General features: G+C 68.8%; 17 protein-coding genes. 7 read left to right on the top strand and 10 right to left on the bottom strand.

The annotated features are described in order from the left end of the window. The first annotated feature begins 111 nt into the window (after nt 1-111). Entirely contained in the window at nt 112-1,068 is a 957-nt protein-coding gene (locus tag IFSED24_RS00200) for a hypothetical protein (RefSeq protein WP_491333206.1), read from the top strand. 18 nt (nt 1,069-1,086) lie between these two features. Then, nucleotides 1,087-2,028: a hypothetical protein gene (locus IFSED24_RS00195; protein WP_491333205.1), complete on the top strand. Its 942-nt coding sequence runs from the start codon at nt 1,087-1,089 to the stop codon at nt 2,026-2,028. 14 nt (nt 2,029-2,042) lie between these two features. Here the strand turns inward: IFSED24_RS00195 and IFSED24_RS00190 are convergent, their stop codons facing one another. The 4 genes from IFSED24_RS00190 to aqpZ form a co-directional block, all read right to left on the bottom strand. Beyond that, entirely contained in the window at nt 2,043-2,606 is a 564-nt protein-coding gene (locus IFSED24_RS00190; protein WP_491333204.1) for a DUF1543 domain-containing protein, read from the bottom strand. Then, on the bottom strand, nt 2,603-3,172 hold the full coding sequence (locus IFSED24_RS00185; RefSeq protein ID WP_491333203.1) for a GNAT family N-acetyltransferase: 570 nt from the start codon (nt 3,170-3,172) through the stop codon (nt 2,603-2,605). The genes IFSED24_RS00190 and IFSED24_RS00185 overlap by 4 nt, the downstream gene beginning before the upstream one ends. Then, complete coding sequence (locus IFSED24_RS00180) at nt 3,151-4,140, bottom strand: carbon-nitrogen hydrolase family protein (RefSeq protein WP_491333202.1); 990 nt, start codon at nt 4,138-4,140, stop codon at nt 3,151-3,153. The genes IFSED24_RS00185 and IFSED24_RS00180 overlap by 22 nt, the downstream gene beginning before the upstream one ends. Nucleotides 4,141-4,206: 66 nt before the next feature. Next, nucleotides 4,207-4,896 (bottom strand): aquaporin Z, encoded by a 690-nt coding sequence (aqpZ, locus tag IFSED24_RS00175; protein ID WP_491333201.1) that lies wholly within the window; start codon nt 4,894-4,896, stop codon nt 4,207-4,209. Between the two features lie 190 nt (nt 4,897-5,086). On the opposite strand from aqpZ, the gene IFSED24_RS00170 reads away from it, so the two are divergent. Next, nucleotides 5,087-7,303, top strand: a complete 2,217-nt coding sequence (locus tag IFSED24_RS00170; RefSeq protein WP_491333200.1) for an amidohydrolase family protein — start codon at nt 5,087-5,089, stop codon at nt 7,301-7,303. A 123-nt stretch (nt 7,304-7,426) separates the two neighbouring features. On the opposite strand, the gene IFSED24_RS00165 is transcribed toward IFSED24_RS00170, so the two are convergent. Next, nucleotides 7,427-8,116, bottom strand: coding sequence for an MgtC/SapB family protein (locus IFSED24_RS00165; protein ID WP_491333199.1), 690 nt, complete (start codon nt 8,114-8,116; stop codon nt 7,427-7,429). A gap of 41 nt (nt 8,117-8,157) precedes the next feature. Then, nucleotides 8,158-9,558, bottom strand: a complete 1,401-nt coding sequence (asnS, locus tag IFSED24_RS00160) for an asparagine--tRNA ligase (RefSeq protein WP_491333198.1) — start codon at nt 9,556-9,558, stop codon at nt 8,158-8,160. Between the two features lie 192 nt (nt 9,559-9,750). Between asnS and IFSED24_RS00155 the strand changes: the two genes are divergently transcribed. Continuing rightward, nucleotides 9,751-10,416, top strand: a complete 666-nt coding sequence (locus tag IFSED24_RS00155) for a hypothetical protein (protein ID WP_491333197.1) — start codon at nt 9,751-9,753, stop codon at nt 10,414-10,416. A 78-nt stretch (nt 10,417-10,494) separates the two neighbouring features. On the opposite strand, the gene IFSED24_RS00150 is transcribed toward IFSED24_RS00155, so the two are convergent. The 3 genes from IFSED24_RS00150 to IFSED24_RS00140 are packed head-to-tail and all read right to left on the bottom strand — an operon-like array spanning nt 10,495 to nt 14,851. After that, entirely contained in the window at nt 10,495-11,592 is a 1,098-nt protein-coding gene (locus tag IFSED24_RS00150) for a lipocalin-like domain-containing protein (RefSeq protein ID WP_491333196.1), read from the bottom strand. 8 nt (nt 11,593-11,600) lie between these two features. Then, complete coding sequence (locus IFSED24_RS00145) at nt 11,601-14,159, bottom strand: FtsX-like permease family protein (protein ID WP_491333195.1); 2,559 nt, start codon at nt 14,157-14,159, stop codon at nt 11,601-11,603. Then, nucleotides 14,156-14,851 carry an ABC transporter ATP-binding protein gene (locus tag IFSED24_RS00140; RefSeq protein ID WP_491333194.1) on the bottom strand — a complete coding sequence of 232 codons (696 nt, stop codon included), beginning with the start codon at nt 14,849-14,851 and terminating at the stop codon, nt 14,156-14,158. The genes IFSED24_RS00145 and IFSED24_RS00140 overlap by 4 nt, the downstream gene beginning before the upstream one ends. A 330-nt stretch (nt 14,852-15,181) precedes the next feature. On the opposite strand from IFSED24_RS00140, the gene IFSED24_RS00135 reads away from it, so the two are divergent. Then, nucleotides 15,182-16,063 (top strand): NAD(P)/FAD-dependent oxidoreductase, encoded by an 882-nt coding sequence (locus IFSED24_RS00135; RefSeq protein WP_491333193.1) that lies wholly within the window; start codon nt 15,182-15,184, stop codon nt 16,061-16,063. A gap of 128 nt (nt 16,064-16,191) precedes the next feature. On the opposite strand, the gene IFSED24_RS00130 is transcribed toward IFSED24_RS00135, so the two are convergent. Continuing rightward, nucleotides 16,192-19,269 (bottom strand): efflux RND transporter permease subunit, encoded by a 3,078-nt coding sequence (locus IFSED24_RS00130; protein ID WP_491333192.1) that lies wholly within the window; start codon nt 19,267-19,269, stop codon nt 16,192-16,194. A gap of 132 nt (nt 19,270-19,401) precedes the next feature. On the opposite strand from IFSED24_RS00130, the gene IFSED24_RS00125 reads away from it, so the two are divergent. Together IFSED24_RS00125 and IFSED24_RS00120 are read left to right on the top strand one after the other, a co-directional pair. Continuing rightward, a complete protein-coding gene (locus tag IFSED24_RS00125) occupies nt 19,402-20,079 on the top strand; it encodes a CPBP family intramembrane glutamic endopeptidase (RefSeq protein WP_491333191.1) in 678 nt (225 codons plus the stop codon). An 83-nt stretch (nt 20,080-20,162) separates the two neighbouring features. Next, a complete protein-coding gene (locus tag IFSED24_RS00120) occupies nt 20,163-21,467 on the top strand; it encodes a DUF362 domain-containing protein (protein ID WP_491333190.1) in 1,305 nt (434 codons plus the stop codon). The last annotated feature ends 9 nt before the right edge of the window (nt 21,468-21,476 follow it).

The raw sequence follows: 21,476 nt of genomic DNA, 5'->3' as shown, positions 1-21,476 counted from the left end.
CGGTGGCCGACAGGAGGGCACCGGGATTATGGTAGGAGCGACGGTCCCGTGGAACTCCAGCCCCCCGACTGCGTAGACCCTGGACCCACTCCCACGAAAGGCCCCTCCGGCATGAGATCTCGCAGCCTGCAGTCGCTCATCCAGATGACCACGGTGCTGGTGATCGTGGTGGCCGCCGTGCTCCTGGTGGCGGTCTGGCGCTGGCCCGTGGTGCGCGACGTGTTCCTGGCCGACTGGAAGAGCATCCTGCTCAACGGCGTCATCGTCCTGGTCTTCGCCCTCGGCCTCTTCCAGCTCTACCGCGGCTTCACCCACTACGCCCTCGAGGAACAGCGCCTCGCGCGCTTCGAGTCGCTGCGCGCCGAGGGCCGCCGCACCGCCGACATCCTCGCCGACCCCGCCGACGAGTCGCTGCTCGCCACCCGCTACCGCACCATCCAGTCGCTCTTCGACCGCGGGGTGCCCATCGACCACGGCGCCATCGCGGCGATCTCGGTGGCCGAGGAATCGCTGCACCAGAGCTTCCCGCGGTTCGTCAACAACGTGCTCATCCTCACCGGCGTCTTCGGCACGGTCAGTTCCTTGATCTTCGCGTTGATCGGCGCCAGCGACGTGCTGCGCTCGGCGCTGCCCGGCGAGGGCATGGGCCTGATGTTGCTGGGCATGAACACGGCGTTGACCACCACCGCCACGGCCATCGTCTGCTTCTTCCTGTTCACCTACTTCTACCAGAAGCTCACCGACGTGCAGACCTTCGTCATGAGTCGGGTCGAGCGTGCGGTGCTGCTGCACGTGGTCCCCGAGTTCTCGTTCGAATCCGAGACGGTCGACCACCAGTCCAAGCTCCTGTTGAACCAGCTCGGCCTGATGGTGGACGAGATCCGCAGCGGCGTGGCCACCGTGCGCCAGACCATGCAGGAGCTGGAATCGCGGCAGGCCGACCACGCCGTCCAGTGGCAGGCCGCGCTGACCGGCCAGCAGGAGCAGCAGCGCCGCCTCGACGGTCTGCAGTCTGCGCTGGAAGAACTGCGGCGGGTGCTGCTCGAGGGCTTCCGCCTGCGCCCGTGACCGGGTCCGGAGGACCAGATGCACCGCTTCCACGGCTTCGCCGACCTGAGACTGAACGCCCGCGAGCGCCAGAGCGAGGCGAGCATGTGGCCGTCGTTCACCGACATCATGACGGTGATCCTGATGGTGTTCATGCTGACGATGATCGTGGTCATCGTGAAGAACTCGCAGCTCGCCGAGCGCATCCGCCTTAGCCAGGAGCTGCAGGCCGCCGCCGAGCTGGAGGCCGCGACCGCGCGCGACGATCTGGCCGCCCTCGCCGCACGCAACACCGACCTCGAGGACAGCATGCGCGGCTACAACATGCAGATCATCCTGCTGAACGACGAGGTCGACCGGTTGCAGGAGGTCATGGACGCCAAGCTGGCGGTGATCGAGGGGCTGGCCGAACAGAACGAGGAGCTGCTGGCGCGGATCCGCATGATCGAGCTGCAGCTCGCCGACAAGGACGAGGAGCTCGAAGCCGCGACCCTGACCATGGAGGAGATCCGTGCCGCGAGCAGCGAGGCCGAGCGCGACCTGCGGCGCGAGATCACCGCACTCCTGGCGCAGCTCCAGGACAAGGAGGCCGCGCTGGTCACGCTGTCGGACGAGAAGACCGACCTGGAGCTGGCGCTGGCGCGCAACCGGCAGGACCTCTCCTCGCTCGAGGACAAGTACCTCAAGCTGATCCGCCCGGCGCGGTCGGCGGCGGGCAAGGTGGTCGTCGCGGTGTACATCGCCCGGGTCGGCGACCGGCTGCGCTACCAGTTTCAGGGGGCGGCGGTGGGGTCGGAGCCGCAGACCGTCTCGCTGGACGAGCTGCACCGGCGGCTGCAGGCGGCCAAGGAGCGGTTCGGAGCCGAGCTGTATGTCAAGGTGGTGATCCCCGACGACAGCGGACTGTCCTACAACGAGGCGTGGCAGTTCACCAAGGAGATCCTGACGCGGTACGACTATTACTACAAGGACGGGTGGTAGCCGCCGAGCGAAGCTCAGTCCTGATCGTCGACATCCACGGCATCCCCATCCGCCGCCAGGAACCGGCGCACCGACTCCTCGGGGATCACGTGATATCCGTTTTGCGGGGTGAGGGTCTCGGGCTCGTCCGTGGGTTCGAGCCAGACGTGGAGGCCCGCCACCGCGCCGATCTTTAGGCAGTCGTCCACGTCGTAGAGATCATCGGTATGGACCGATTCCAGGCCCACCAGGAGGTTCTCCTTGGCGCGGCGCTTGGCCGTCCGCGGGTCGGTGGCGACCAGGAAGGCCACGGCGTGCAGCTCCCCGAACAGCCCTGGCCGGTAGGCGCCCAGGTTCACGAAGAAGAGGCGCGGCCCGTCCGGCGGCGTCTCGGGGCGCAGCTCGACACGATGCCCGTCGACCACGGTCAGCTCGAGCCAGGAATCGACGTGCATCTCGGTCGGCGTGCCGAACCATCGCGCCAGCAGGTCGTCGTAGGTGTCCTCGAGGCGGTCGCCCGCCGTGAAGACGATGTCGTGGAGCTCGATGCTGGCGCCGGGAGCGCGGCCACCGAGGTAGACGGCGAGGAGCTTGGTCATGGGAGATATCCTTTCCGGTCGCGTCCAGCCCATTCCGAGCGCAGGATCGCGAACACCAGGTCGTCGACCCAGGCGCCCTTGAACCACAGGCTGGCGCGGAAATGCGCCTCCTGCCGCATGCCCACCCGCTGCAGCAGGGCGATGCTGGGCCGGTTCCGCGGATCGACCGAGGCGATGACGCGATGCTTCGCCAGGTCGCCCAGAAGATGGTCGAGCAGGCCGGTCACGGATTCGGTGCCGAAGCCGCGTCCCTGGTGTCGGGGCGCCACGGTGAAGCCGATCTCCACCTGACGCGGATCCTCGGCGAGGAAATGGGATCCGATGTCGCCGATGAGCAGACCGGACTCGCGGAGACGGATGGCGAACTGGAACCACGTCCCGGCGGTAGCGAAGACGTTGGCCTCGAGGCTGCCGATGAACGCCTCCACGTCGGCCAGCGTCCCGGGCTCGAAGGTCTGGTACCGGCACACTTCGGGGTCGGAGCGATACTCGTACATCGCCGGCGCGTCGCCGGCGGCGAGTTGCGAGAGCCGCAAGCGCGGGGTCAGGATCTCGGGTCCGGACACGAACCATCTCCCGCATCGGGGTCGAACTCGACCGTGGACAGCCGCCGCCGGTCCACCACCAGCCGCGTCACGTCCGGACGCGCATAGTGCCCCGCCGGATCGAAGTTCTGACGCTCCTCGCGCACGCGGCGATGGTCGATGGTCGCCAACACCAGCGCCTCCTGGCCCACCACGGGTTCGCTGACCCACTGGCCATCGGGACCGGCCAGGCAGGAGCCGCCGTCGGCGAGGACCTCGGGACAGCGTGCCAGCAGCGCGTCGCGGTGCGGCGTGCCCTCGGGGATGTCGCTGCGCCGCATCAGGCCCGAGGTCGAGATCACGAACGACCGGCCTTCCTTGGCCAGGAAGCGCGTGATGTCCGACGTGTTGTGCACCCCGCCGGGCCAGATCGCCACGTGCAGGTCCTCGCCCAGGCCGTAGAGCGCGGCGCGCGGCAGCGGCATCCAGTTCTCCCAGCAGTTCAGGGCGCCCAGGGTGAACGGACCCAGGCGATGGACGCGCAGGCCGTGGCCGTCGCCCGGCGACCAGGTCAGGCGCTCGTCATAGGTGGGCATGAGCTTGCGATGGACGGTGCCGATACGACCGGCGGGGTCGAGATAGACGAGCGAGCAGTAGAGGCTGTGGCCGCCGCGGTCGAGGGGGCGTTCGATGGTGCCCACCACCACCGCGATCCCGTGGTCGGCGGCGCACTCGGCGAGCCGGTCCAGGTGGCCGGCTTCGAGTTGCACCGCCTGGTCGAGGTAGTGGGCGTGGAAGTCCTTCTGCACGGGCGAGTCGAAGACCGCGCCGTCGGTGAGTCCGATCCAGAACGGGTAGCCGGGCAGGAGCGCCTCGCCGAAGGTGACGAGCTGGCAACCGACGCGGCCGGCCTCCTCGACGCGGGCGATGATCCGGTCCAGGGTCCGCCTTCGGTCGAGCCAGACCGGGGCGATCTGGGCCAGGGCGACGGTGAGCTGGTCGGTGGACATGGCGAGTGGCTCCCGGAAAGAGGCCCGGCGGCCAGCGCCGGGCCCGGTCGACACGAGGGGCGCCTGCTAACGGTCGCGCGCGCCGATGAACTTGTAGATCACGGCGCCGATCACCGCACCCACGATGGGCGCCAGCCAGAACAGCCAGAGCTGCCCCAGCGCCCAGTCGCCCACGAAGACCGCCACGCCGGTGCTCCGCGCGGGGTTCACCGAGGTGTTGGTCACGGGGATGCTGATCAGGTGGATCAGGGTCAGGCAGAGGCCGATGGCGATGGGTGCGAAGCCGGCGGGGGCGCGGTCGTCGGTGGCGCCCAGGATCACCAGCAGGAACATGGCGGTCATCACGACCTCGCACACCAGCGCCGCCAGCAGCGAGTAGCCCCCGGGCGAGTGGGCGCCGTAACCGTTGCTGGCGAAGCCGGCCGAGACGTCGAAGCCCGCCTGGCCGCTGGCGATGACGAAGAGGATCCCGCCGGCGGCGATGCCGCCGAGGACCTGCGCCACGATGTAGGGCAGCAGCTTGCCCGCCGGGAAGCGGCCCCCGGCCCACAGCCCCACCGACACCGCGGGGTTGAGGTGGCAGCCCGAGATGTGGCCGATGGCGAAGGCCATGGTTAGCACCGTCAGGCCGAAGGCCAGCGACACGCCGAGCAGGCCGATGCCCACCTGGGGGAAGGCGGCGGCCAGAACCGCGCTGCCGCAACCGCCGAGGACGAGCCAGAAGGTGCCGAAGAATTCCGCGCCGTATTGCTTCATGAATGGTTCTCCCTGGTCAGACGAGGTTCCGGGCAGGGCATGGATCGCGATCATCAAACAATGCATCCGGAGCAATGACAACCGTTTTGGTGCCCTACGACCCGGCCGGACAGGCAACGACGCCCGATTTCCCACCAAAACCCCATTCAGGCCTGCTAGAATGCGAATACCCCTGTCCAGGAGGAACGCCATGCTCCGCCTCGCCCTCGTCCTCGCCCTGACGATCTGCGCCTCCATCGCCACCGCCCAGATCGTCTCCATCCACGACATCCAGTACACCACCGACCCCTCGGGCGACTCGCCTTACGACGGCCAGGTCGTCGCCTGCGAGGGGGTGGTCACGGCCGTCCATTACGACGGGTTCGTCATCTATGCCGGCGCCGGCCCCTGGCAGGCGGTCTTCGTCTACGATTTCATGGTGGGCCCCGCCGTGGGCGACGGGATCGTCCTCACCGGCACGGTGCAGGAGTACTACGGCATGACCGAGATCACCGACCTCCAGGCCTGGGAGATCACCTCGCACGACAACCCGGTCATCCCCCTGGTGGTGCCGAGCGCCGAGGTGAGCCAGGAGCAGTACGAGTCGGTGCTGATCACCGTGACGGAACCCACGGTCACGGCGCTCTTGACCTACGGCGAATGGACCCTCGACGGCACGCTGGTCTGCGACGACCTCAACGACTATCTCTACTTCCCCCGACTCGACGACCAGCTCGATGCGGTCACCGGCACCCTCTTCTACAGCTTCAGCGTCTTCAAGCTCGAACCGCGCGACACCGGCGACATCGTCGGCGATGTGATCGCGCACTACGCTCTCGGGGGCGACGTGGTCACCATGAACGCGAACCGCGAGGTCCTGCCCGGCCACTGGGTGGAGGTGCTGGGTGACCGGATCGTGGCCGTCCACGCCGCCGCGCCCGCCGGCCTGCCCGCCGTCGCCACCGGCGGCCTGATCTTCCCCGGCCTCATCGACGCCCACAATCACCCGGCGTACAACGTGCTAGGACCGATCCCCTTCACCCAACTCTACGAGCACCGCGACGAGTGGCGCAACGACCCCCTCTACGACGACTTCAACGCCCAGTACCAGGCCATCCTCGACAATCCCGATTCCGACCTGCAACGCGTCAACATCGTCAAACTGGCCGAAGTCCGGGCCATGGCCAGCGGCACCACCACCATCCAGGGCCCCAACAGCTACGGCCACGGCTATGACGAGTACGCGCATCAGGGGATCGGCATCAACAACGCCCACCGCTGGCCCCCGCGCATCTTCCACAGCACGTTCCCGCTGTGGGACTCGGCCAGCGAATGGCAGGAGCGGGCAGACGAGAACTGGCGCCGCTTCGTGGTCCATGTGGCCGAAGGCACCAACCAGACCGCGCGCGACGAGTTCGCCCAGTGGCAGGCGCTGATCCCGCTCGACGAGCGCACCACCATCATCCACGGCACCGCGCTGCAAGCGGCCGAGTGGTCGGCCATGGCGGCGGCGGGAGCACACCTGGTCTGGTCGCCGCAATCCAACATCGCGCTCTACGGCACCACCACCGACGTGCCCGGCGCCCTGGCCGCCGGCGTGAACGTGGCGCTGGCGCCCGACTGGACCGAAAGCGGCTCCAACGACCTGCTCGCCGAGATGAAGGTGGCCCGCGACTGGTCCGACAGCGAGTGGGGCGGCCTGCTCACGGCCGAGCTGCTCACCGAGATGGTCACCGTGAACGCGGCCGAGGCCCTGGGCATGAGCGACCTGCGCGGCCGTATCGAACCCGGCCTGCGGGCCGACCTCATGGTCATCGACGGCGATCCGGCCCAGCCCTATCAGACGTTGCTCGCAACCGAGCCCGCCGACGTCAAGCTCACCGTCATCAGCGGGCGCCCCGGCTACGGCGACCCGACGCTCATGGACCAGTTCCCCACGCTCGACCTGACCGAGGACATCACCATCGCCGAGCAGCCCAAGCGGCTGGCCCTCGCCGTGGAGTCCCACGCCATCGACCTCTCCGACATGCCGTTCAGCGAGGTGCTGGCCATGCTCGAGTCCGCGTACGAGGTGGCCACGCCGGAACTCTGCTGCTTCCGCGGACTCGAGGTGAGCGAATGCGACCTCACCGACGTGCCCGAGTTCGGACCGTCGCTGGTGCAGATGCAGGCTCATCCCAATCCGTTCAACCCGCAGCTGGCGGTGACGTTCACGCTCCAGCGGCCGGAGCCGGTGACGGTGGCCGTCTACGGCCTCGACGGCCGCCGCGTGGTCGATCTCGCCCAGGGAAGATTCGCGGCCGGTGCCCATGTGCTGCGCTGGGATGGTCGCGGCCAGCAAGGGCAGGCCATGCCGGCGGGAGTGTATCTGGTGCGGCTGGCAGCCGGGACCACCACGCTCAGCGAGAAGGTGGCGCTGGTGCGGTGAATTCTCTTCCGATCGTGAGCCGGCACTCGGGGTGGATGGGTGTCGGTTCACGGTATCGGCGATGACCAGATTTCGCGCAGGATCCCGCGATTGTCCCGGCTCGCGGCGCCGGATCCACCCGGTTCAACCCCAGCTGATTTCCTCGAATCGCTCGTCGCGCTGGAGCCGGTCGAGAACCGCGAGACCCTGGTTCAGGCCGCGCCTGCGCAGCCCCAGGGTCACCTTGCAATACCCGGCGCCCGGATGACGGACAACGCTGCGGCTCTTGACCTGCACCCGCTCCTCGCTCAACTGGTCGATGACCTCGTCGATCAGACCGAGTTCGCCGTTCCACTTCAGATGCAGCGAGAAGTAATGGTCACCCCTGATCGGCAGGCGATGCAGCACGTAGAGCGCCACCAGGACCAGCAGGGTCAGGCAGGCGGCGATGATGTACTCCCCGAGCCCCACCGTCACGCCGATCGCCGCGACGACCCAGATGGAAGCCGCGGTGGTCAACCCGCGCACGAAGTTGCTGCTCTTGACGATGGTGCCGGCGCCGAGGAAACCGATGCCGGTGATCACCCCCGCGGCGGCCCGGGCCGGATCCATGCGGATGGCCGATTCGGCCCCGACGTTGAACTCGAGGGACAGCTTCTGGAACGCGACGATGATGGCGGCCGAACCCAGACAGACCAGGATGTTCGTCCGCAGGCCGGCGGCTCTCCCGCGGGTCTGGCGCTCCATGCCGACGAGTCCGCCGAGGACCATGGCCACCAGAAGCCGCAGCATGAAAACCCCGTCACTGCTGACGGCGTCGAGAAGATGATCCATGGCATTCTCCCGTTCGAATGATCCGCCGGACGCCGCCGCCCCTAGAACTCCGCCAGCTTGGGCGCCCGCGGGAAGGGGATCACGTCGCGGATGTTCTTGATCCCCGTGACGTAGTTGACCGCGCGGTCGAAACCCAGGCCGAAGCCCGCGTGGGGGCAGGTGCCGTACCGCCGCAGGTCGCGGTACCACCAGTACGATTCCTTGTCCAGCCCCAGCCCCTCGATCCTGGCGTCGAGCACGTCGAGGCGCTCCTCGCGCTGCGAGCCGCCGATGATCTCGCCGATGCCCGGGGCCAGCACGTCCATGGCGGCCACGGTCTTGCCGTCGTCGTTCAGCCGCATGTAGAACGCCTTGATCTCCTTGGGGTAGTCCATGACCACCACCGGCACCGAGCACAGCTCCTCGCAGAGGTAGCGCTCGTGCTCGCTCTGCAGGTCGCTGCCCCACTCGGTGGCGTACTCGAACGACTTGCCCGACTTCTGCAGCTGGGTGACCGCCTCGGTGTAGGTCATGCGCTCGAAGCTGGAATCCACGAAGCGCTCGAGCCGCTCGATGCAGTCCTTCTGGATGTGCTGGGCGAAGAACGCCATGTCGTCGGCGCGCTCGTCGAGGACGGCCTTGAAGATGTACTTGAGGTAGGCCTCGGCCAGATCGGCGTCGGCGCTCAGATCGGCGAACGCGATCTCAGGCTCGATCATCCAGAACTCCGACAGGTGCCGGCTGGTGTTGCTGTTCTCGGCGCGGAAGGTGGGCCCGAAGGTGTAGACCCGGGTGAGCGCCTGGCAGTAGGTCTCCACATTGAGCTGGCCCGACACCGAGAGGAACGCCTGCTTGCCGAAGAAGTCCTCCGACCAGTCGACCGCACCCTGGTCGTTGCGCGGCGGGTTCACCGCGTCCAGGGTCGACACGCGGAACAGCTCGCCGGCGCCCTCGGCGTCGCTGGCGGTGATGATGGGCGTGTGGATCCAGTAGAAGCTGTTCTCGTGGAAGAAGCGGTGCGTGGCCTGGGCCAGGCAGTTGCGCACGCGGGCCACGGCGCCGAAGGTGTTGGTCCGCGGCCGCAGGTGCGCCACCTCGCGCAGGAACTCCATGGTGTGGCGCTTGGGCTGGACGGGGTAGGTCTCGGGGTCGTCGACCCAGCCGATCACGCGGATAGCCTCGGCCTTCAGCTCCACCGACTGCCCCTTGCCCTGGCTCTCCACCAGCTCGCCGTCGCATTCCACCGCGCAGCCAGCCGACAGCCTGGCGACGTCGTCCGCGTAGTTCGGGAGCTCGCCCGGTGCCACCACCTGCACCGCGTCGAAGCAGGTCCCGTCATGGACCTGGATGAAGCTCAGGCCAGCCTTGGAGTCGCGGCGTGTGCGCACCCAACCCTTGACGGTGACAGCGGATCCGACTGGAACCTTTCCAGCCAGCAGGTCGGCAATCTTTTCCCAGGCCATGGTCGTTCCTCGCATTCTGCAACGGCTATTCGCGGGTTACGGGCAGGGAAGATAGCATGCCCGGCTGGTACAAACAATGCAGGGGGAGGGGACGGTGAAAGGCGCCCGATCGGAAATCCAGGCTCAAGTCCCTGGCGAAACGGTCGAATACCCCACCAGGCAATGGCTTTTCTTCGTCCGGGAGGACCTCAAATGCGCAAGTTCATGATCATGCTCGCCGCCGCCTGCCTGCTCACCGTTCCGGTGATGGCGGCCCAGACCTACACCTACGACTGGGCCGATGGCGATGCCGACTACCTCGGCTGCTTCGACAACGACACCGGTTGCCTGGTCTCGACGCTCTGCAACCGCACCGGCAGCGCCGGCAGCGGCCTGGCCCTCGAGAAGCAGACCTACCTCTACGCCGACGGCGTGGCCGAGGGCTTCCTGGCCACCGTCTGGAACCTGGTCGAAGGCGACGAGGTCACCGTCAGCGTGTGGCGTTACGACTCCAACGCCAACATGCCCTACTTCCGCCTCTGGGCGCACTACAACGACCACCTCGAGGAAGCCGCCGATGCTCGCGGCCAGGACATGCTGGCCAACGACGGCGACATGCAGGGCAACAACAGCTTCGGCAACCAGACCGGCTGGGAGCAGTTCTCCCACACCTGGACCGTCGAGGCCGGCCACACCGGCATGGTGATCGACGCCGCGGTCTTCGGCGACTACCTGGCCACGGTCTACATCGACGATCTCGAGATCACGGTGCCCGACCACGCCAGCGTGCGTCTGCCCAACGCCATCTACGCCGCCGGTGGCGAGGTCACCCCGGTGCAGATGGAGACCTGGACCTCAGTCAAGAACCTCTTCGACTAGGTTCGCCCGGTCCGAGCAACACTTGCGCAAGGAGCGGAGGCTGCGCCCCTCCGCTCCTTGCACATCCAGCGGTCAGGCTCAGAACGGCGGGCGGCCGGCCGGGCCGTAGCCCGTCAGCTCCATGTAGCCGCGCCCGCCCACCCCGCGGGCAGACCGCGCCCGCACCGCACCCTCCCAGTAAACCACGCCACTGCGCCGGCCCACGTTCTCCTGCCCCTCGATCAGCGCCTCGACCGTCAACTCCAGGTCGGCCGCGGGCACAGCCACGGTCCAGGCGACCGGGTAGCGCGCGCCGGTCTCCGGGCTGGTCCACCAGCGCTGCGGGCGGATCGCGTCGGGCGCCGGCTCGAGCCAGCGTACCGTGCCGTCGGCGGCCACCAGCGTGGCGCGAGCCACGTCGGGCGCTCCGGTGGTGTCGCGCAGCGCGAAGACCATGAGGTCGCGGCCGTCGTCGAGTTGCAGGCTGAGCCAGTCCCAGCCCTGGTGCCGGGCGGCGAGCTGGCTGGTGAAGATCTCACGGTCGAGCCAGGCGCGGCCCTGCACCGTGAAGGTGTCGGCGCCCGCGGCCGCACGCCCCTGCGCCGCGAGGCGCGTGAAGCTGTAGTAGAGGCTGCCGGCGCCGGCGGCGGGATCCTTCTCGCTGTAGCCGCCGGGTCCCTGGAAGACCAGCGGCCGCTCCGGGACGAGCCGCAGGTCGAGCAAAAGGCCGCGCCGGGCGTCGGTGGCGGCAACGGCGAACGCCTCGCCATCGTGCTGCACCGACCAGCGGCCGGCGGTACCGGCCGGGGCGCGGCACCATGCGAGCACCGAATCGCCGGGAGCCGGGAAGCCCCCGCGCCCGGGTCCGGTCCTGGTCAGGACCTCGCTGAACAGATGCTTGCCCGTGGCGAGGTCGGTGACCGCGGCGTGGCCCAGGACCAGATCGCGCGCGGTCCAGGCGCTGTCCCAGGACGGGCGATCGGGCACGAGGCCGAGGCGGAAGATGGTCAGCTGGAATCCCAGGCGCGGCGGCGTGTCGGACGCGGCGGCGAGCTGTCCCGTGACGTACCACCACTCGCTGCGGTAGTCGGGATGGGCGTGATGGTCGCGCGGGAACGACCAGTCGTGGCCAGGCGCGGCTGGTCGCCATTCGGTGGCGCCGACCGCCAGGGCCAGCAGCAGCCCGAGCATCAGCATGGCCGCCCTCACAGCAGATCCTCCCGGGTCAGTTCGGCCACCGGCGTGCGGCTCGCCCGCAGCGCCGGATAGACCGCCGCCGCCAGCGCGCCGCCCAGGATCCACACCGCCTGCCAGGCCAGGGCGCCCGCCGGCAGGGCGAAGCGGATGGTCCAGCCGAACCAGTCGCGGTTGATCAGCAGGATGAGGATGGCCGCCAGCGCCGCGCCCCCGGCCAACCCCAGCACCAACCCCAGCGCGCCCAGCCCCGCACCCTCGCTGAGGCCGAGTCGGAAGAGCTGGCGGCGGGTGGCGCCCAGCGAGCGGTAGAGCGCCAGTTCGGTGGCGCGTTCGCGGCCCATGATCAGCAGGGTCAGCGACACGCCGCACACGGCGATCACCAGCGCCATCACCTGCAGGATGCGGGTCACGGCGAAGGTCTGGTCGAAGATGCCCATGACCTCGGCGCGGAGCCGCTGGTTGCTCCGCAGCTCCACCGCCGTGCCGGCCAGGGCGGCGCGCATCCGATCGAGCACCTCCTCCACGTCGCGCCCCTCGGCGAGGGTGAGCGCCAGCGCCACGGTGCCGCCGGGGCCATAGATCCGGGCCATGGTCTCGCGGGTCAGGAACACCACTCCGTTCTCGCTGGCGTAGTCGTAGCCCACGCCGGCGACCGGCAGCGGCGCCGGCCCCCGCGGTCCGGCGATCCACAGCGTGTCGTTCACCGCGAGCTGCGCGCGCCGGGCCAGCGGCTCGCTGATCAGCACCGCGCCCTCGTGGCGCAGGCGCCGCTCCACCTGATCGGGGTCGCCGGCCAGGAGCGGCACCCGCGTCACCCAGCGTCCGGGCGCCTCGCCCACCCGCGAGAACGCCACCAGCCGCACCGGCTGGTCGTCCACCGTGCGCGCGTCGAGACGGCGCTGCAAGTCGGCGGCCCGCACCCCGTCGAAATGCACCAGCGTGTCGACCACCTCGTCCGAGAGCCACGCCCGCCCGTGGTCGCGCTGCCAGCTGGCGCCGGTGACGAAGATGTCGGCCACCAGGCTGCGCTGGATCCAGGTGTCGAGGGTGGCGCGGAAGCTGCCCACCAGGAGCGTGATGCCCACGAGCATGGACACCGTCACCGCCAGCGCCGCCACCGCGAAGCTGGTCGATTGCAGGCGCGAGGCGAGGCCGCGCAGGCCCAGGCGCCAGCCGAAGCCCGACGGCGGCACGCGGCCGCAGGTCTCGCGGAGCAGGAGCGGGGTCAACAGCGGCAGCACCACCATGAGAAAGAACGCGAGCACGAAACCGCTCTCGCGCAGCGCCCGACCACCCAGGATGTACCAGCTTAGCACCGCCACCCCGATCACCACCGCGAGCCCGGCCAGGCCCGGCGCCAGGCGCGACAGGCGCTCGGGCAGCCCCGCCGCGCCGAGCAGGGTCACCGGGTCGCGGCGGGCGATGTCGATCGCGGGCAGCAGCGAACCCAGCAGCGCGCCGCCGGCACCCACGGCCACCGCCAGCAGCACCAGCGTCAGCGGCAGCCGGAGCTGCTCGATCTCGCTCAGGAGGTAGATGTTGGTCAGCGTGGTGCTCACGGCCGCCACGTTCTGGCGCGCGGCGAGGTAGCCGAGCGGGATGCCCAGCGCGGTGCCAGCCAAGCCGAGGAGGCTGGACTCCAGGAGGATCACGCCGAGGACCTGGCCGCGCGTGGCGCCGAGGGAGCGCAGGAGGCCGAAGTGGCGGCGTCGGCGGACCAGCGAGGCGTGCACCGCGCTGAAGATCAGGAACACGCCCACCAGTACCGAGATCAGGCTGAGGGCGGTGAGGTTGAGGCTGAACGCGGCGAGGAGGCCGGCGGCGCTCTGCTCGCGCTGGTCGGGCGTCAGCACGCGGACGCCGGGGCCGAGGGCGGCCTGCAGGCTGGCGGCGGTGGTGGTGGGATCAAGGTCGGGGACGAGCCGCACGTCGATCTGCTGGATCTGACCGCGGCGGCCGAGCAGGTGCTGCGCCTGGGCGATGTCCATGAGCGCGAGCTTGCGGCTGGCCAGGGGTGCGTGGCGGCGGAAGTCCACCAGCGCCCCCACCTCCAGGCCGACCCGGCGGTCGGCCACCGCCACGGTGAAGGTGTCGCCGCGGGCCAGTCCGAGTTCGGCGGCGAATTCGGGCGTCAGCGCGATCCAGCCGGGCCGCGCCAGCAGATCGGCGAAGCGGCTGAAACCCGTCTCACCGCCGGCGTCCAGCCGCACGGGGAAGCTCACCGGCGCGAACACGTCGATACCGATGATCTCGAGATAGGTGTCGGCGCTGCCCGCGAGCCGGCCCCAGGCGCGGACCAGCGGCCAGGCGGCCGCAACCTCGGGCCGGGCGAGCACCTGCGGGTAGAGCGCCTCGTCGAGATCGGGGGCCTGGCCCAGGATCACCAGGTCGGCGTCGCCCGAGACGGCCTTCACCCCGCCGCCGAACGCCGCCATGGCGCTGGAGGCCAGGGTCTGGATGCAGACCACCGAGGCCACGCCCAGCGCCACGCCCAGCACGGTCAGGAGCGTGAGCGTGCGGGCCTGGTGCCAGTGCGCCAGCATGCTGCCCAGCAGGCGGCCATTCATGGCGCCACGGGTTCGCTGGCGAGGCGGCCGTCGCGCAGTTGCAGGACCCGGTCGGCGCGGGCGGCCTGCTCACGGCTGTGGGTGACGTAGAGCAGGCCGGCGCCCTCCTGGGCGGCGAGTTCGAGGAGATGGTCCATGATGCGGGCACCGGCGGCCTCGTCGAGGTTGCCGGTGGGTTCGTCGGCCAGGATCAGCGGCGGCCGGCGCAACAGCGCACGGCACAGCGCCACGCGCTGCATCTCGCCGCCGCTGAGCTTGCCCGCGGTGTCGCTGGAGCGGTCGGCCAGTTCGACGCGGGCCAGCAGTTCGCGGGCGCGACCGCGGACCTGGTCCGCCGGATCGCCGGCCACCCAGCCGGGCAGGCAGACGTTGTCGAGCACCGACAGGTGCGGCAGCAGGTGGAAGAACTGGAAGACCAGGCCCACGCAGCGGCGGCGCAGGAGCGAGCGGTCCACGTCCGAGAGGTCGGCCAGGGACGCACCGTCGAGGACGACGGCACCGGTGGTGGGCTGGTCGATGCCCGCAGCCAGATGCAGCAGCGTGGACTTGCCGCTGCCGCTGCGGCCCACCATGGCCAGCGACGACCCGCGCTCGAGCCGGAAGCTGACCCCGTGCAGAACGTCACGCCGGCGGCCCCCGGGCAAGTCGAAGGCCCGCCCGACCCCTTCGAAACTGAGCAAGTTGCCTGTCATGACCACTCCTTCTCGATGGCCCATGGTAGCACCGACCGCGCCGGACGGCACACCACCGAGTAAACGAGAGCATTTTCTGGACAATAGTTGGACATAAACATCAAAAGTGAAAATCACCAAGCGAACCCACGGCAGGCAGTTAGCGGATCAGCAACACGGAGTCTTGACCAATTTTGGCCATTAATGCAGACATTTGTCCGAATGTGGACGACACGGCGACACGAAGGAGCAAAAAATATACACTTGCAAGGTCTTGTTTTACGTCCAAAAAATGTCTAGATTCAACCTGTACCCAGACATCGCCATGCAGGGAGCGCAGGAGTCATGATCATGACCAGAAGGATTCCGGACATCGCGGTCGTTGGCGGAGGTGTGGCCGGACTGGCCTGCGCTGCGCGGCTGGCCGAGAGTGGTCTCCAGGTCCAGGTCTTCGACAAGGGGCGGCATCCTGGAGGCCGGGTGGCGAAGCGTCAGCGCGGCAACCTGGTCTTCGCCCACGGGGCGCCCGGCCTGCAGCACGTTGTCGACCGGCTGCTCGAGCGCGTGGCGGTGGCCAGCACCAGCCGGGTCACCCGGATCGAGCGTCTCGGCGACGGCAACTGGCGCCTGCACGTGGAGGGGCATCCGCTGGGGAGCTCGTACGCAGGTCTGATCCTGGCCCTGCCCGCCCCCCAGGCCGCCGGTCTGCTCGGCGATCACCCCCACCTGGTCTCACGTCTGGACACCGTGACCATGCGCCCCACGCTGGTGGCCATGGTTGGTCTGCCCGGTCCCCTGGGGCGTTCCTGGGACACCGTCCGCTTCAACGACCCGAGCCTGGCGGAGGCGCGCCGTCAGCCCGGTCAGTTCCGCGAGGGACCCGAGGGCTGGGTTCTCGAGGCCACCCGCTGCTTCAGCGAGGATAATCTCGAGTGCGACCCCGACGCGGTCGCCCGCCACCTCTGGCAGCGCTTCCGTGTCCTGCTGGATCTGTCCACACCCGCGCCCATCTACCTGCGGGGCCACCGCTGGCGCTACGCCCGCACCAAGCAGGCGCTGGGCCAGGACTGTCTGCACGACGTCGACCTCGGGCTCGGCCTCTGCGGCGACTGGTGCCTGGGCGATGGGGTCGAACTGGCCCAGGCCAGCGGCCAGAGCCTCGCCGCCCGGATCCTCGGGATTCCCGAGCGGCCCAGTGGACGGCGGCTCGCCACCAGGGAGGAGCAGGCGTGACGCGCGCTGGCTGCTTGCCGGCAAGTCGCAATGGATCAGCGGGCCGATCGTGCCCGTGAACGGGGATCTGCGGCTGGCGCGGCCGATGGGGCGGAGGGGCGCCCCGCTCTGCTAGGCCGCCCGGCGAATCAGTTCAGCGCCTGCTTCTTGGAACGGGCCCGCAGCGCGGGCCGGTGCAAGAGTCGACCCATCAGCGCGAATCCATCCTCGCTGATCATGGCCGTGGTCGGCAGCAGCACCGTGGTCAGGAACGTGGAGACCGCCAGACCGCCCATGATCACCAGCGCCATGGAGTAGTAGTAGACCCCGCCCAGGCTGGGCTTCTGCACCGCGATGGGCACCAGCCCGATCACGGTGGTCAGCGCGGTCATGATCACCGGACGCAGGCGTTCGCGCCCGCCGCGCAGCATGGCGTGCAGGCGGCCAGCGCCCTGGCGGCGGTGGAAGTTGATGTGCTCGAGCATGACGATGCCGTTGTTGACGACGATGCCGATCAGCAACAACAGCCCGATGCTCGCGGGCTGGTCGAAATCGGTGCCGGTGAGGTAGAGCACCCAGAACGCACCCGCCAGCGCGAAGGGCAGCGCCACCATGAGCGCGATGGCCTGGGGCACCGACTCGAAGAGGCCGGCCATGACCGCGAAGACCAGCAGCAGAGCCAGCAGCAGGTTGGCGAGCATTTCGCGCGACTGCTCGGCCTGCATCTCCTGCCAGCGCCCGAAGGTCCACGAGTAGCCCAGAGGCCAGTCGAAGCTGTCGAGGATCGTCGCCACCCGCTGGTTCCACTCGTCGCTGGTGCCCTCCTCGTAGCGGGCGAAGACGCGCACGTTGGTCATCCGGTTGTTGCGCTGGATCCGCAACGCGCCGGGCACCCGGTCCAGCGAGGCCACGGCGGCCAGCGGCACCTGCGCGCCGTCATCGGTGAACAGCGGCAGGTTGCGCAGGTCCTCCACCGAACGTTCCTCCTGCTCGTCCAGGGCCAGCCGCATCTCGCGTTCGCCATCGGGGGTGCGGAACCGGGGCAGCCGCCGCCCCCGGAAGGTCAGGCCGACCATCTGCCCGATCTGATCGGGCCGCATGCCGTAGCGCGTTGCCAGCTCGCGGTCCACGGACACGTGCAACTCCTCGGCGGCGTCCTGTCCGCCCGAGTTGATGTCGAGTAACCCCGGCACCTGCTGCAGCTCTGCGACCACCTTCTCGGCCAGCTCGTTGAGCACCGCGGTGTCCTCACCCACCAGGTTGAACATGATCCGGTTGCGCCCGCCCTGGTGGCGCCAGCCCTGGGTGTTCTCCTGGATCGTGAGTTCGACCCCGGGGATCTCGGGCAGCAGGCCGCGCAAGGTGTCGCGGACCTGACCCAGGGTGGCGTCGTCGGTGGCGCCCTCGTGGGGATAGATCCGCAGCAGCGACCAGCGGTCCGACCAGAACGCGTAGATGGCGCGGGCCTGCAACTCGTCGCGATGCGGTTCGAGATGCTGTTCCAGCTGGGTGATCAGCGCCTCCTTGCGCTCCAGGCTCACCTCTTCGGTGAAGAGGATCCGCAGCTGGATGAACATCTCGGGATTGGAGGTCCCGAAGTTCTTGTCGATGTGCGTGAACGGATACCAGGTGGACACCAAAATGCCCAGGCCGATGAGGGGCGTGAGCCAGCGGTGCCGGAGATTGAAGGCCAGGAGCCGCTGGTAGCCGCGCTCGAGCGCGCGCATGAGGCGCAGCTTGCCCCGCGGCTGGGAGCGGATGAAGCGCGTCATGGCCAGCGGGATCAGGGTCTGGGAGACGAAGAGCGAGGCGAGCAGGGTGAGGCAGACCGTCACGCCCAGTTCGCGGAGGATCAGGTTCATCTCGCTGGGCTTGTTGAAGATCAAGGGCAGGATCACGATGACCGAGGTCAGGGTGGCGGCGGTCACGGCCACGGCAACCTCGCCGGCGCCGCGCCGCGCCGATTCGCGCCGGTCGAGCCCCTTCTCGCGATAGCGGAAGATGTTCTCCATGATCACCACGGCGTTGTCCACGAGCATGCCCACGCCCACGATCAAGCCGAGCAGGACCAGCGTGTTGAGCGTGCCCCCACGGGCCCAGACCACGCCCAGCGCCACCACCAGCGAGAGCGGGATGCAGAGCACGGCGAAGAAGGTGCTGGCCAGGCGGCGCAGGAAGACGAAGAGCACGAGCGACGCCAGCAGCGAGCCGAAGATGCCGGTGAACATGAGATCGCGCAGCGCGTTGTTGATCTCGTCACCCTGACTGAACCAGGTGATGAAGTTGACCCCCTCCAGCTCGGGGTCCTCGTTCATCGCGGCGATCCGCTCCTGGAGCGCGGCGCAGACGGCCACCGTGTTGGCCTTGCTCTCCTGGGCCACCGAGACGCCGATGGCGAAGTCGCCGTCGAGGTGGCGGCCGTACTCCAGGGGCGGCTCGGTGTACTGGACGTCGGCCACGTCGCGCAGCTTGAGTCCGTCGGCGCGTAGCGGCAGCATGGCGATCTCGTCGGCGGTGCGGAAGGCCCCCACGGTGCGCAGCGAGAACTCGCGCTCGCCGGTGTCGATGCGCCCCAGCGACTGGTCGAAGTTGCTGGTGCGGAGGATCCGGCTGACCTCGCGCACATCGATGTTGTGCCGCTGCATGTCGGCCGGCCGCAGGTTGATCCGCACCTCGCGCGGATTGACCCCGTCGAGGCTCACGGCGGCCACCCCGGCCACGCGCTCGAGCGGCCGGATGATCTTGCGTTCGAGCAGATCGTAACTCTCGGAGAGGTTGCGCTTGCTCGACAGACGCCCCTCGAGGATGGGCTCGGTCTCCTCATCGCCCGACCACGAGCGGCTGACCTGGATGTCGCCGATATCCTCGGGCAGGTCGCCGCGTATGCGGTCGATGCGTTCCCAGATCTCGACCCGCGCCAGGTGCAGGTCGGCGCCCCAGTCGAAGCCCAGCCGCAGGCGCGCACCGTCGGGTCCGCAGCGCGCCCACATGTCCTTGAGCCCCTTCACCGAACCCAGCGCGTCTTCCAGCGGCCGCGCGATCATGCGCTCGACCTGCTCGGGCGCGGCGCTGGGATAATCCACCTGGACGAAGAGCTCGGGCTCGACGATGTCGGGCATGAACGCCAGCGGCAGGCGCGTCAGCGCCACCGCGCCCATGGTCAGCAGGCTGACCAGGACCATGAGCGTGGTCACGGGGCGCTTGATGGCGAGATTGGGTAGCGACATGGTTGCTCCGGATGCTGATGGGTGGGCAGAACATAGCCAGGAATCTGGTCCGCGTCACGCTCGCGGTCCGTGTCTCCGGTGCATCGGATCCTTGCTGGTGCCCGCCGCCAGGATCCTCTATCCTGCCATTCCATGTTGACCTATTGGCTTCTCGCCGCCCTGGCGCCCCTGCTGGTCGCCATGGGGCTGCTCGTCCTGCACGACGTCGCCTTCGTGTTCGTGACCTATCACCTGATGCTCTGCCTCGGCGTACCTGCGGTCCTGACCCGGCGCCGGGGCGGATCCTGGCAGGAACACTGGCGTCGCCTAGGGATCACCGGCCCCGGCACCCGGACCGGCCTCTGGATCGGCATCCCCCTCGGCCTGGCCCTGTCGGCGTTGCCGCCCCTGGCCCTGGTCCTCCTGCCAGACCTCTTCCCCGACGCGGACCAGCTCCGGACGGTCCTGCACGGCTGGGGCATGGACCCCGCCGCTCCGGGCCCCGTGCTGCTGTTCCTGGCCCTGGTCAACGCACCCGCAGAGGAAATGTTCTGGCGCGGCTTCCTGCAGGATCGCCTGCTGTCCGGGACTGCCGCCACCGCGCCACGCGGCACCGTGCTGGTGGTTCTTTTCGTCAGCTACCACATCCTCACGGTCGGCGCGCTGGCGCCCGGCACGTGGGGACTGGCGGTGATGCTGGCCGGAGTGACGGGCGCGAGCTTCTTCTGGGTCTGGAGCCGCCACCGCTGGCGATCGCTCTGGCCCGCCCTGCTCTCTCATACCGGTGCCACCCTGGGTTACCTGGGCGTTTGCTGGCGGCTCCTGCAGTAGTCCTTCGCAAATCGAGGCCGGAGCGACTATCATACCCCTGCGGCTCGCTTGAGATCGATCCCGAACCAGGCAAGAGGAACGCCATGCCCAAGAGCAAGGTCGCCATCCTGCGCACCACCCCCGCCACGGTCCGCCGCGACTACCACGAGTTGATGAACCTGGCCGACTACCAGGACACGCTGGGCAAAGACGCCGACACCGCGTTGAAGATCAACATCAGCTGGCACTTCTTCTTCCCCAGCAGCTCGACCACGCCGTGGCAGCTCGACGGCGTGATCAACGCCATGCTCCAGGACGGCTACCAGCGCGACCTCATCCACGGCTGCCACAACCGCACCGTGGTCATCGACTCGCACCTCGGCGAGCGCGAGAACAAACAGATCGACGTGGTCGACCACTACGGCCTGCGCAACGTCCACCTCTACGAGGGCGAGGAGTGGCTCGACATCAAGGACGCCGTCGGCGACCTCACGCAGAAGTTCCTCTGCCTCAACGAGGTCTACCCCAAGGGCTTCTCGGTGCCCAAGCGGTTCATCGGCGAGAACATCATCCACCTGCCGACCGTGAAGACCCACGTCTTCACCACCACCACCGGCGCCATGAAGAACGCGTTCGGCGGCCTGCTGAACGAGCATCGCCACTGGACGCACCCGGTGATCCACGAGACGCTGGTGGATCTCCTGATGATCCAGAAGAAGATCCATCCCGGCATCTTCGCGGTGATGGACGGCACCTTCGCCGGCGACGGCCCCGGCCCCCGCTGCATGACCCCCCACGCCAAGAACGTGATCCTCGCCAGCAGCGACCAGGTGGCCATCGACGCGGTGGCCGCCGCGCTCATGGGCTTCGATCCGCTACGCGACTGCCGGTTCATCCGCCTCGCCCACGAGGCGGGCCTGGGCTGCGGCGACATCCGCGAGATCGAGATCGCCGGCGACCTGTCCGCGGCGCAGGAGCGCTGGAACTTCACCGGCCCGTTCAAGAAGATGACCTTCGCCAGCAAGATGCAGCACAAGATCTACTGGGGCCCCCTGAAGCGGCCCATCGAGTGGTCGCTGAAGACCTGGCTCGCCCCGTGGTCGTACATCGCCAGCGTGCTCTACCACGACCTCTACTGGTACCCGCGCTTCAGCCGGCCCAACATGGAGCAGGTCCTGGCCAGCCCGTGGGGGAGGCTGTTTCAGAACTGGACCGAGGCGATGGAGCGGGCCGATGCGCAGGGCTTCCCCTGGGTGGGCGAGATGCAGCCCGAGTTCCAGCGCAACATCTCGGCCATGCTCAAGCAGGGCACCCGGGTGCTGGGCACCTGCATCAAGGAAGCGCCGGAGACCCAGACCCGGAAGCGGCGCCAGCGCCTGACCCAGCTGCAGGACGTGCCGCCGCGGTGAGGATTCGGA

It is taken from the genome of Candidatus Latescibacter sp. IFSED24 (genome assembly GCF_058273205.1).
This window is presented reverse-complemented; position numbering and strand designations above follow the sequence as displayed.